The sequence below is a fragment of the Parabacteroides sp. AF21-43 genome, from assembly GCF_003635435.1.
In the GTDB taxonomy this organism is placed as follows: Bacteria; Bacteroidota; Bacteroidia; order Bacteroidales; family Tannerellaceae; genus Parabacteroides; species Parabacteroides distasonis.
On record NZ_QTMG01000001.1, the window covers coordinates 148455 to 161499 of the forward strand.

The 13045-nt window shown below is 42.1% G+C and carries 7 protein-coding genes; 4 read left to right on the forward strand and 3 right to left on the reverse strand.

Annotated features, from left to right (window positions below):
• Nucleotides 1-42: 42 nt before the first annotated feature.
• The 3 genes from DWX84_RS00680 (at nt 43) to DWX84_RS00690 (ending at nt 6098) form a co-directional block, all read left to right on the forward strand.
• Nucleotides 43-3420, forward strand: coding sequence for a SusC/RagA family TonB-linked outer membrane protein (locus tag DWX84_RS00680; protein WP_121961017.1), 3378 nt, complete (start codon nt 43-45; stop codon nt 3418-3420).
• 11 nt (nt 3421-3431) lie between these two features.
• Entirely contained in the window at nt 3432-4964 is a 1533-nt protein-coding gene (locus DWX84_RS00685) for a SusD/RagB family nutrient-binding outer membrane lipoprotein (RefSeq protein WP_048927512.1), read from the forward strand.
• A 90-nt stretch (nt 4965-5054) separates the two neighbouring features.
• Nucleotides 5055-6098, forward strand: coding sequence for an SPOR domain-containing protein (locus DWX84_RS00690; protein ID WP_005867201.1), 1044 nt, complete (start codon nt 5055-5057; stop codon nt 6096-6098).
• A 33-nt stretch (nt 6099-6131) separates the two neighbouring features.
• Here the strand turns inward: DWX84_RS00690 and DWX84_RS00695 are convergent, their stop codons facing one another.
• Nucleotides 6132-6332, reverse strand: a complete 201-nt coding sequence (locus DWX84_RS00695; RefSeq protein WP_005854106.1) for an Arc family DNA-binding protein — start codon at nt 6330-6332, stop codon at nt 6132-6134.
• A gap of 28 nt (nt 6333-6360) precedes the next feature.
• Complete coding sequence (locus DWX84_RS00700) at nt 6361-7311, reverse strand: SPFH domain-containing protein (RefSeq protein ID WP_121961012.1); 951 nt, start codon at nt 7309-7311, stop codon at nt 6361-6363.
• A gap of 135 nt (nt 7312-7446) precedes the next feature.
• Here DWX84_RS00700 and DWX84_RS00705 point away from each other — a divergent pair, with 135 nt between their 5' ends.
• Entirely contained in the window at nt 7447-9450 is a 2004-nt protein-coding gene (locus DWX84_RS00705) for a tetratricopeptide repeat protein (protein ID WP_005867205.1), read from the forward strand.
• A 60-nt stretch (nt 9451-9510) separates the two neighbouring features.
• Here the strand turns inward: DWX84_RS00705 and DWX84_RS00710 are convergent, their stop codons facing one another.
• Nucleotides 9511-12801 carry a TonB-dependent receptor domain-containing protein gene (locus tag DWX84_RS00710; protein WP_005867207.1) on the reverse strand — a complete coding sequence of 1097 codons (3291 nt, stop codon included), beginning with the start codon at nt 12799-12801 and terminating at the stop codon, nt 9511-9513.
• Nucleotides 12802-13045 lie beyond the last annotated feature (244 nt).

The window sequence follows — 13045 nt, forward strand, 5'->3', positions numbered from 1 at the left end:
TTAATCAATAATTACGTACTAAAGAAAAAACATTACAAAGGTATGAAGAAAAAAGAAGATTTCTGCCGAGAATCAAATCATTTTCTCAAAAGTCTTGGTTTAGCCTTATGTCTGGTAAGTTTTGGAGGATCTGCGATATATGCGTCTTCCCTATATGCGCAGCGGACTATGCTAAGCATTCAAATGAATGATCGTACGGTAGAAGATGTATTTGAATACATTGAGAAAAACAGTGAGTTTATTTTTGTGTATCATGGTTCTAACATTGATTTGCATAGGAAAGTTAATCTGGATGTTCGGGATCAGTCTGTAGAGATAATATTAGATAAATTATTCAGCGGAACGGATATTGAGTATATTATTAATAATCGTCAAATAATCGTACGTCGAGATACGAAAAAAGAGGATTTACCGATTGCTAATCAACAGACGAAAAAGGTAAAAATAACAGGTGTCGTGAAAGATGCTCACGGGGATCCCGTGATTGGTGCGAATGTAGTAGAAAAAGGAACGACTAACGGCACTATTAGTGATCTGGACGGAAACTTTTCCTTGGATGTTTCCGCTGGGAATGTGCTAATGGTATCTTATGTCGGTTTTCAAGAAAAAGAGGTTCCTGTTGGGGATAAAAAAGTTCTCCAGATAGTGCTTGATGAAGATTCAAAAGCCTTGGAGGAAGTTGTCGTTACCGCTTTGGGTATTACTCGTTCAGAGAAAGCGTTAGGTTATGCTACACAAAAGTTCAAGGGGGATGAATTGGAGAAAGTTAAGGGCGTGAATATCGCGACGAGTTTAAGTGGTAGGATCTCGGGCATGCGAGTGTATAATTCTACGGAATTTGGGGTCGCTCCTAAGATAAAATTACGTGGAGAGGAGCCTTTGGTCGTCGTAGATGGCGTTCCTACAAATCAAGCGTTTAGTGATTTCAACCAGGATGTGATTGAGAATATTACTGTGTTGAAAGGGGCTACGGCCTCTGCGTTGTATGGTTCCCGAGGTGGTAATGGAGCGATCATGATTACCACCAAGAAAGGGGGTGATAAGGGCTTTTCTATAGAGGTAAATACCAGTAATATGTTTAATGCCGGACAGTTAAAAATACCGGAGGTGCAGACGGCTTATAGCGCCGGGTCTGGAGGTAAATTTGATAATATAGATTATGTCTGGGGCGATAAGTTGGATATTGGTCGTGTTTATACGCAATGGGATCCTATTAAGAAAGAGTATCGGGAAATGGAGTTGACTTCGAGGGGTAAGAATAATTTTAAGAATTTCTTGGAGTTTAGTATGATCAGTAATACTACGGTCAGTGTATCATCTTCTGGTAAGAATGGAAGCATCCGCACTTCTTTGTCTTATTTGTATGATAAGAATCAATATCCGAATTCACGTAAGAATAAATTCTGGTATAATATTGGTGGAGAGCTGAAACTAGGCAATAAGGCGAGCGTGGAAGGTAGTATGAACTTTACGCAGGAATCTGCGCCGAATACGGCTGGGTATGGATACGGTACCGGATATATGTACAATATTTTATTATGGACTGGTCCGGAGTATGATCTGCGGGATTACAAGGATTATTGGCTTGTCCCAAATGAAAAGCAAAATTGGCATTATACGGATTGGTATGATAATCCTTATTTTGAGGCTTATGAGAAGATTAAGTCGATAAATAATTTTACGACGAATGGTTCATTGTCTTTTAAGTACGAGATACTCCCTTGGCTGAAATTGCAATTGCGTGCGGGAGGAGTCGCTTATGCGAATAATAATGTGACTCGTTCTTCGGTGGGAACGATCTCTAAAGGCCGTGGTGGCTGGGAAGACGGAGCGCTGGGTTATTATAAAGAGGGCAAGAAGACTGGTTTTACCATGAATTATGATTTCTTCTTGCTGTTTAATAAGAAGCTGAGTGATTTTAGTGTTGACGGTTTATTGGGAGGTTCTCTTTATTATACGAAAACAAAGAATCTGGAAGCTTCCACGAAGAATGGCTTGTCTGTTCCCGGTTTTTATTCGATAAAAGCTTCCGTAGAAAGTCCGATCGTGGATGCGGAGACTAAGACGAAAAAAGTAAATAGTCTGTTCGGCACGTTGACATTGGGGTATAAGGATACTTACTATCTGGAGGCTACAGGGCGTAATGACTGGTCTTCTACTTTGCCTTCAAATGATAAATCATATTTTTATCCTTCCGTGGGAGTGAGTATTATTCCTTCTAATATAATAAGCTTGCCGGATTGGATACCCTTCTGGAAATTGAGAGGATCGTGGACTGTCTCTAAAACCGATTTAGCTATTTATGATTTAGATCGGGCCTATACGATTAAACAGAATGTTTGGGATGGCTTGAATACGGCTAGTTATCCGGATTATTTGCGTGGCGACGTGAAGCCTATCACGAATCGTACATGGGAAATCGGTACGGGTATTCACTTCTTGCAAGGACATCGCTTGAAATTAGATGTGAGTTATTTCAATAAGTTGACTTATAATAATACGATCAGCCAAAGGATATCTTCCGCTACGGGATATAAATCGAGATTGATGAATATTGACGAAGAATATGTTCGTCGGGGGGTGGAGATTTCTATTGACGCTACTCCGGTGCAAGTCCGTGATTTCTCATGGGATGTGTCGTTGAATCTTTCGACGAGCAAGAGGTATTACGCTAAATTGGATGAGAACTTCAGCCCGGATAATTTGTGGACATACGTGGGCGCTCGTACGGATTCTTATTCATATAAAGGCTATGACAAAGATCCGGATGGTAATTATATTATTAATACGAATGGCTTGATGTCTAGGAGCCAATATAGCTCTTTGATTGGTTATACGGATCCGGATTTAGAGTATGGTCTAGCGAATGTATTCAAGTATAAGAATTTTACGCTGACACTCAATTTTGATGGCCGTATTGGTGGAAAATCATGGTCGAATACGGAATTCCACATGTTGGAAACCGGCGCTCATCCGGATACGGACAATCAATGGAGATATGATGAGGTGGTGAATGGCAAGAAAAACTATGTGGGTGAAGGTGTCAAGATTGTATCAGGTGAGGTCAAATATGATCAATATGGCAGGATTACATCAGATACGCGGGTATTCGCTCCGAATGACATCGAGACTTCTTATGAGGATTTTGTAAGAAGCAGCCATAATAATCCAGATAAATTAGTTCAGAAAAAGACATTCTTGAAATTGAGGGAAATGTCAATCGGATATAATTTGCCGAAGAAGTTTATTAGTAAGTTAAGTATGAATAGCTGTTATGTAGGCTTTATCGGACAGAACTTATTTGTGTTGACCAAAGATTTTAGATTCTCGGATCCGGATGGCTTTGAGGATATTGAGGGCGAGGATATATCTTCTCCATCTATAAGGTATGTAGGTGTAAACTTGAAAGTTGAATTTTAAAAGCTAAACGTATGAAAATTAAAAATATATTGATATGCGGACTGGTTTTGTTGGGTATGGTTGGATGTGATGATTTCGAAAGCGTAAATACAAATCCCGACTCAACTAACAAAGTAACATCTGCGATGTTGGCAACAGAACTGTTACGTGATATTACCACTTATAAAAATGGGAATGGAAAGGATTTTATCCGGGATGAATTGTTAGCTAAGTATTTGTCGTGGACAGAGGCTAATGATATAGATCTGGCATTCAATTTGTTGGGTGGAGCGAATTATGATGCTTTGAGAGATTTGCGGAATGCCTCGAAGATGATTGATTTTGCGACGAATGATGAGTTGAAAAACTCCTATACGGCATTGTCTCATTTCGTACGGGTTTTCTTTTTCTTCAATTTGACAATGCAAGTGGGGGACATACCTTATTCTGAAGCTTTAAGAGCTGAGGATGAAGAGGTGTATTTCCCGAAATATGACTCTCAAAAAGATGTTTTTCTCGGGTTATTGAATGAATTGGATGAGGCGGACCGTCTCTTTAGTGCTGGCACTAATTTTGAGGGTGATTATATTTATGGAGGGGATGTGACGAAATGGCGTAAGGCTGTGAATGTTATGCAATTGAAGTTGCTTCTTAATTTGTATAAAAAGGTCGATGATCCGGATTTAAAGGTTCGGGAAAGAATCAATGAGATTATCAATAACAGACCTGTTTTTGAGTCGAGTGCGGATAATTTCCAAGTTGTGTACTCTAATAAGGCTGGACAGAAATATCCTTATTTTAAGGAAATTAATAGTTTTGTGAATAATGACAGGATGACTAATCTTTTTGTTGATAAATTGAAAGCCTTGAAAGATTATCGTTTATTTTATTATGCGAAACCGACACCGAGCTCAGAAGAGGCCAAGTTGGATCCCTCGGAATGGGATGCTTATGGTGGAGTTGACCCGACCTTACCGGAGTCTGAGATCTTGACTTTTGTGAGTGGGGGAACTGTTTCTCAAATAAATGATCGCTACGAGGAACTGCCGGAGGGCGAGCCTGTATTTTTCTTGAGTTATCAAGAACAAAATTTTATACTGGCTGAGATGGCTCTGAGAGGTTTTATCTCAAAAAGTCCCAAAGAGTATTATGAGGAAGGCGTTCGTTCTTCAATGCGGTTTGTGGCGGATAATACCCCCGATGATGTTATGTTCCATCATAATCGAAAAATAACAGATGCCTATATTCAAGAATATCTCGGAAACCAAGGCGTTAAATTCGCTAGTGATTTTCAAGAACAGTTGAGTCAGATTATTTGGCAAAAGTACATATTGACGTTTCTTCAAACACCTTACAATGCTTTCTTTGAATATCGTAGGACAGGTGTACCGAATATTCCGATAAATCCGAAATCGAATAGGAATATACCTTCTGATAAAATGCCGTTAAGATGGATGTATCCATCGGAAGAGTTGGATTACAATATGGATAATGTCTCAAAATCAATTAGCGACCAGTATGGAGGGGCGGATGACTATATGGGTGTCATGTGGATTTTGAAATGAGAATGTCATGCATATAATTTTCCGGGTCATTTCAAAGGAAAAAAGTGCTCTTTTTTTGTTATTTCTATAAAGATATTTACCTTTGTCTCTATGTTAAGGATAATAACACATATTGAACGCTTGTTGCTGACGCACGATTGTGTGATCTTGCCGAAGTTTGGTGGTTTCGTGCTGCAAACTTTGCCGGCGACGTATCAGGAAGAGGAACATTTGTTCCGGCCGATGCGTAAAGAGGTTATGTTTAATGTCACGCTACAGCATACAGACGGCTTGCTCTCCGAGTCATATATGCAGACGTATGGCGTTGATTACCGGAAAGCTCAGTTGATGCTGGAAGAGGATATCGAGGCTTTGAATGTTTCTTTGGAACAAGACAAGCGGATAACATTGGGGCGAATCGGGACTTTCTCTATAGGAGAGGAAGGGCAGACCATTTTTACGCCGGGCGATTCTGGGGTATTCAATGCGGATTCGTATGGTTTACCATCGTTTCATTTTCCGGTTTTGCGATCATTGGAGGAGGAGCGGGAAGAGGTTGCTTTACTTGCGGGTAAGAAAAAGAAAGATGTGTTCTATATCCCGGTTAGTCGTAAGTTGATCCGGGTTGTCGCGGCATCAGCTGCTGCTGTCGCATTATTCTTTGTGGTTTCAACTCCGGTGAAAGAAGTAAACCTGTCCGCTTATACAGCTAGTTTTGTTCCTACGGAGATGATAAATTATAGGTTCGAGGAACCTATTTCTCAGCCGGAGGAAATTCAAATATCTCAAGTGGACGAGATGGTAGCGGAGGTAACTCCCAAAATAGAAGCGACTAAGGAGACTGAGATTGCCAAAGCGCCTTCTGCCCCTGAGGTAAGGAAAGAAGTCGCTGTCCCCGCTCCGAAAGCGGAACTCGTGGCGACGAAAAAGATGTATCATATCGTAATAGCGAGTTTCCCGACAGAGGAGCAGGCGAATGAGTATATATCCGGTGTAGACCGCACGCAATGTAAGAATGTAAGCAAGGTGGTTCGTGATGGTAAATATCGTATTTATGCGGATAAGTTTAATAACCGGGCGGATGCCGAGAGCTACATGGCGACACTTCGAAAAATAGAAAAGTATAAAGATGCTTGGCTGTTCATTAGCCGTTAATAAAAAAGCCTGATCGAAAGATCAGGCTTTTTTTTATGACTTGTCGTCGTTTTGTGGCCGGGGCAGTCTTTTCTTCTTCAACCGTCCTGCCTTTCGTAAGGCTTGGTCCAGAATGTACTGGATTTGGCCATTGGTGCTGCGAAATTCGTCCGCAGCCCAAGCTTCGATAGCTTCCATCATATCAGCGTCCACCCGAAGGATGAAGCTTTTGACAGTATTATCTTTTTTGGCCATATACTAGTATTAATATTAAATTCTTACATTAATGATGTAGGGTCCCGGTATTTACGACAGGTTGCGCTGCCTCGTCAGCGCAAAGGACCACCAACAGGTTGCTAACCATCGCAGCCTTCCGTTCCTCATCCAATTCCACAACATTGTCTTGATCCAGTTTGTTCAAGGCGAGTCGAACCATGCTGACCGCTCCCTCCACGATCCGTTCTCTTGCGGCGATAATGGCTTCCGCTTGCTGGCGGCGTAACATGACTCCGGCGATCTCGGAAGCATACGCTAAGTAATTGATACGAGCTTCCAATACCTCAATGCCTGCTATCGCCAAACGACTGTTTAATTCCTCTTCCAGTTTTTGAGCGACCTCCCCGTCATCGGATCGTAAGGTGACGGGATCTTTGCTCTCGTTATAATCATAGGCATACATGCCAGCTATCTTACGGATGGCGGCGTCACTTTGTATCTGCACGAAATTCTCATAATTCTGCATTCGTTGGGATAATTCAGAGGATTCTCCCAGTGATATGAATGATTTATTCGAGGAGATACTAATGGACGAAGAATCGATGTCGAACATCGCTTTATAAGTATCCTTGACTTTCCATACCATCACGGCCCCGATCATAACCGGATTACCGACCTTATCGTTAACCTTGATAGGAGGGACATCTAAGTTACGGGCACGTAACGTGATTTTCTTTTTGCTGTAAAGTGGATTGACCCAGAAAAATCCGTTATCAGTAATTGTCCCTTTATATTTTCCGAAAAAGAGCATTACTCGGGCATTGTTGGGCTCGATTTCCATGAATCCCAATAAACAAACCACTAACAGGCAGAGTCCGACGATGCCGGTGATTACGCTCCAAGTCTCGTTGGTGCCTGCGATTAAATAGCAGCAGAGACTCGATAGAGCTAATAGGAGAAAAAGGGCAATAAACCCCGAGATTCTCAGTCCGTTGAATGTCTTTTCGGTTGCTTTCATGATGATTTGTTTTTGATATTAATTTGATATCACAAAATAAGTGATTTTTATGGAGACTGCCAAATATTTTGAGGGATATTATTAGAGTGATCTGTAAATATTTTCATAGCTTTGTCTCATCTAAAAATTATATACTTGGACTTTCAGTTAGACACGAACAATAAGGAGTTTCAGGATGCCTTGCAACTGATCACCCACACTCGCCAGTCTGTTTTCCTGACAGGGAAAGCAGGGACCGGCAAGTCTACTTTTTTGAAGTATATTTGCAATCATACGAAGAAAAAGTATGTGGTGCTGGCTCCTACCGGAATAGCGGCCATAAATGCGGGCGGCGTTACCTTGCATTCCTTTTTCAAGCTCCCTTTTCGGCCGATGTTGCCGGATGATCCGGATTTAAGTTTGTCTCATGGTCGTATCTTTGAGTTTTTTAAGTATCCGAAGGAGAAACGGAAAATTATCGCGGAGGTCGATTTGATCATCATTGACGAGATATCGATGGTGAGGGCGGATATTATTGATTGTGTAGATCGTATCTTGAGGGTCTATTCCGGTAATATGCGATTGCCTTTTGGCGGAAAGCAGCTATTGTTCGTGGGAGATGTCTTCCAGTTGGAACCGGTTGTTCCGTCGGATCAAAAAGAGATATTGAGTTTGTTCTATGCGAGCCCTTTCTTTTTCTCGGCTCGTGTGTTCAAGGACATTAATTTAGTGCCGATCGAGTTGCAAAAAGTGTATCGCCAGACCGATTCTGTTTTTATCAATATATTGGATCGGATTCGTAATAATGCCGCTAGAAAACAGGAGTTGGATACGTTGAACGGTCGTTATTTTCCGTCTTTCGAGCCTCAGAATGAGGATATGTATATCACGTTGGCCACTCGCCGGGATCAGGTTGATTTTATCAATGAGAAGAAGTTGGCCGAGCTTCCCGGAGAAGAGTACGTCTCCGTGGGAAAGATCGAGGGGGATTTTCCGGAATCCTCACTACCTACCCAGCTGAATTTATCCATCAAGGAACAGGCGCAGGTTATTTTTATCGATAATGATTATGAGCGTCGTTGGGTGAACGGGACGATCGGTATGGTATCGGGTATCGATGAGAATGGAAATGTTTATGTCTTGCTGGAGAGCGGTGTAGAACATTTGGTCGAACCTACCTCATGGCGAAATTATAAATACAAATATAACGAGAAAGAGAAACGGATCGAGGAAGAGATTGTCGGTACGTTCGAACAATTGCCGATTCGTTTGGCTTGGGCGATCACGGTGCATAAGAGTCAAGGCTTGACTTTTAGCCGGGTGGTAGTTGATTTGACCGGAGGGGTATTTGCCGGGGGACAAACCTATGTGGCGTTGAGTCGTTGTACTTCATTGGAAGGATTGGTGCTAAAAAGCAAGATCTCTTCCCGGGATATCTTTATCCGGAAAGAGATCGTAGAATTCAGCCAAATATTCAATAACCAAGCATTAATAGAGAAAAGTATCAAAGAGAGCGAGGCGGAATTGCAATATGGTCGGGCGGCTCAGGGTTTTCGGCAGGGTAATATGAAAGAGGCGGTCGAGGCTTTTGCCGCCGCCGTATCTAAACGGAATGAATTGGATAATCCGATGGTACAACGGCTGCTTCGTTTGAAATTGCAAGCCTTGAATAGTCAAAAGGCACAGATTAAGGCTCTGAGGGAAGAATTGCATTCGCTTCGTGAGACCCAGAAAGAGTATGCACATGAATATTACTTGATGGGTAACGAGTGCATAACGAAGGCCCATGACGCGAATGCCGCTATTCGTTGTTTTGATAAAGCCTTGAATTTGAATCCGAATTATGTGGAAGCTTGGGTACGCAAAGGGGTTACTTTATTGGATATAGGTGAGGACTACGACGCTCAGGTTTGTTTAAACAAAGCGGTAAAATTAAGTCCGAAATCTTTTAAGGCCCGCTATAACCGTGGAAAATGCCTATTGAAGCTCAAATATTACGATGAAGCTATTCTGGATTTCCAGCAGGCGGTAAGTATCAAACCTAAACATGCGGCTTCCCACGAATATCTGGCAGAGGGTTTCCGGGCGATCGGAGAGGACGAATTAGCCCAGCGGCATCAAGATATAGCGGATGCCTTGCGAGGAGGAGAGGATATATGATGAAATAGAAAAGGCGGGAAAATTTGTTCCCCGCCTTTTTTATGGAGTTATATCTCTTGATTAATTAAAGATGTAACGGATACCAACCTGCATTTTCCAGCATTCAGTATAGATACGGTTATAAGAATAAGTCTCGGTCGGATATTCACCATTGATCTTATACATGGAGAAAATTGGAGTCTTATTATCATCCATACCTTCATATTTCAAGATACGGCAACCGTTGGAAGAAGATGCGTTCTTCATTACACCCCATTTCGAGTTGATCATATTACCGATATTCATGAAATCAAGGCTCAATTGGAAATGATGTTCGGTTTTACCTGCCTTGAATGAGAAATCTTCCGTTATACGAAGGTCGAAACGATGTACCCAAGGTGCACGTGCGGCATAAGCCTCAGCGTATTCTCCCTTGTGATTCTTTAAATAAGAATCTTGGTCTACGAAGTTCCAGAAAGCGGTTCTATCTGCTTCATTCTTGAATTTGATTTCACTATCATCTTTCGGGATATACATCATATCATTATTGATACCGTCACCATTCATATCATTTGTATAAGCGAAGCTATATCCGGAAGCGGAATAACCGGAATAGAACAGATTTAAGCTTGTTTTTCTGAGCAGACCTTTATGGCGGAAGGGCAGATTATAATTGACCGCTGCGATTACCTTGTCGGGCACTACATACCGTGAACGTTGTACGGTCGCGAAATTCGGTCCGTCTATCGTTAACATTCCCTGCCATGTAGATACAGGGTCGCTACCCGGAAGACCGGAAATTTCTTTGGATTCCGTGTGCGTATAAGCCAACATCATGTTCAAATCCTCTACGGGTTGAGCGTTAACCGTAACATTGGCGGTATAACCATGTCCTTTGGATGTGTTAGTTAATACAACCGCATTCTTACCGGATACATACGTATAATCAGATGGATAAATCAAACGGTTATCCGCTCCGTTAAAATGTTCCCAATTTGACGGGTCCTTGATGTTGATATTCTCAAGGGTTACGGCATTGATGTTCTTGTTATAGATGAACTCGCCGGTTACGGATAATGGGAAGGAAGTTGGGAGCTGATAATCTACAGCCAAGGAGGTTTTCCATATTTGTGGCATCTTGAAGTTGTCCTTTACGCCAGAGATCTTAGAACCGGCAACCGGATTCTCTATCGTGGTAGGAAGGCCGAATTTCTTGATCGCATCGTCTACATTCGTAATCATGCCGCCAGCCAATTGATCCAGACGGGAATCATGACTTACCGCAATTCCATTCTCATATTTTGTGCCGAATACTACGGCATTTTGTACCATATTCGAGTTTGTCGGCATATTCGTAAAGAATACCAAGGGTAAACGTCCGGTAAATATACCTGTACCACCACGTACTTTTAAGGAATTATCCTTGAACACATCCCAAACGAAACCTACACGAGGGGATATTTGCATTCTAGACTTAGGCCATTTGCCGGTGTCGATATGTTTGCCTCCGAAATCAAGATCGTAGATTGCGTCGTTTCTTTGAAGATCGCTATTGTCGAAAATTAAATCATCGAAACGTATACCATAAGTTAACTTCACGTTCGGGCGAATGTTCCACTCATCCTGTGCGTAGAATCCGATCTGGTTAAAAGTAACCTGAGCTTTCGGGTCGGAAACACCGTTGTAACCGTATGTCCATGCGAACGTTTCAGGAGCGGCACCGTTCAAGAAATCATCTAAGCTGCTGTAACGATAATATCCCGTGCCGTTGCGCATATAAGCATTGCTAGCAAGTTGGTGCTCGAAACTGATACCAGCTGTGATCTTATGGTCGCCGGCAAAGTAAGTGAAGTTATCGATAACACTTGTGATCTTGTTCTTCACGCCGTTGTTGTAAGTAAATAATTCATATCCGGCACTCATATAAGGCTCCATGATTTGGTTACCTTCCGCATCTTTACCTGCCAAGATATCAATGAAGGGGAAAGGGGAAGAGTTGGTTCCGCGCATATCCTCGATATCCGTATAAGTGAAAAGTAACTGATTGGAAATCTTATCAGAGAAGCGACTGTTCAAATCAGCGGATACGGAAGACACTTTATTGTCTTGGGAATACATGCTGTTGGCAAAAGACATGGATTGGTAACCTACACGGCTTGTATTATACAGACGAGAGCCGGAACCACCATCCATAGAGTTAGCGTTGGGAGCGTTCCATGCGGTATTCTTTGTATAGTTGTACCGTACGCTCAATTTATGGCCATTCGTGATATTCCAGTCGATACGACCTAGCAATTTCAAATTCTTTTCGTCTGCGGGGAAGTTCGTGGCTGATCCTGTATCATAACCATATTTATCTCTTAAGAAATCGGATACCTTTTGCATGTCGGAGAGTGTAGTGCGAGATATGTAGTTATTCTCGTCCGGTTGCTCTCCTTCAGTACGAGCTCTCCATTTGATCACTTGTTGCGGTTGTTTTTCCACTTCTACATTGGCGAAGAAGAATAATTTATTCTTGATGATTGGACCGCCGAACGTAGCTCCGTAAATCGTTTTGGATTCCTTAGCACGTGCGCCCAAGTCTTCTCCATCGATTGAGTTTCCTCGCATATTCTGATTCTGGAAGTAAGTGTAAGCGGAACCTTTGAATGTGTTTGTACCGGATTTGGTGATAGCGTTGATACCGCCACCAATGAAGTTTGTCTGGCGGACATCGAACGGGGCGATTACCACTTGTACTTCCTCGATAGCGTCCATAGAGATCGGGTTACCGCCTCCGGGAAGATTATCCGAAAGGCCGAAGTTGTTATTAAAGTTCGCTCCATCTACCGTAAAGTTCGTGGAACGGCCATCGCCACCGGCAAAACTCATGTCGGAGGCATAAGGAGAAAGGCGTGCGATATCGGAGATACTACGGTTAATGGTGGGTAAAGAGGTGATCTGTGACGAGGAGATATTGGTTGTCGCACCCGTCTTTTCCGTATTGAACTTCGTTTTCGCCGCTGTGATTACGATCTCGTCCAAGGTCTCGGAAGATTCTTTCAACTTAACATTCAAGTTGTAGTTCTCTCCCAATTGCAGGGTAATGCCGGAATAAACGGCAGATTGATAACCAACGTAAGAGATCGTAACTTTGTATGGACCTCCTGTACGCATACCTTGTAAGGAAAAGCGTCCGTCAACGTTCGTGATCGTACCATAATTTGTCCCAGAAGGTTCGTGAACCGCCAAAACGGTCGCACCAATAACGGGTTCATCTTGAAACATAACTGTTCCACTCATACTGGCTGTTGTTACCTGCGCTTGTGTCGGGATGACAAACAAGAAACTCAGTACAGCTAAAAGGAATAGCGTCTGTAAATGTCTGCTCATAATTTAAAATAGTTAATGTAATAAAAACTTTCGCAAAGTTATGGGTTATTTTTTAATATCATTGTATGTTTCTTATTTAATACTTGTTTCATATTCATGAAGTTGCTGTGACGGAGCGGAATTGAGTAATGTCCTTATTCGGAGATGGATGGCTTGTATTGGCAAAACAAGAGGGTTCTTTATGAAATTTTTAATTTGATGATTCTTAACTAACATTCCCTGTTGGGCGGTGATTTAAAAGAAT

Coding starts and splice junctions, on each gene's coding strand:
- DWX84_RS00690 (WP_005867201.1), top strand. CDS start 5,055: ATGTTAAGGATAATAACACATATTGAACGCTTGTTGCTGACGCACGAT.
- DWX84_RS00710 (WP_005867207.1), bottom strand. CDS start 12,801: ATGAGCAGACATTTACAGACGCTATTCCTTTTAGCTGTACTGAGTTTC.
- DWX84_RS00685 (WP_048927512.1), top strand. CDS start 3,432: ATGAAAATTAAAAATATATTGATATGCGGACTGGTTTTGTTGGGTATG.
- DWX84_RS00700 (WP_121961012.1), bottom strand. CDS start 7,311: ATGAAAGCAACCGAAAAGACATTCAACGGACTGAGAATCTCGGGGTTT.
- DWX84_RS00680 (WP_121961017.1), top strand. CDS start 43: ATGAAGAAAAAAGAAGATTTCTGCCGAGAATCAAATCATTTTCTCAAA.
- DWX84_RS00695 (WP_005854106.1), bottom strand. CDS start 6,332: ATGGCCAAAAAAGATAATACTGTCAAAAGCTTCATCCTTCGGGTGGAC.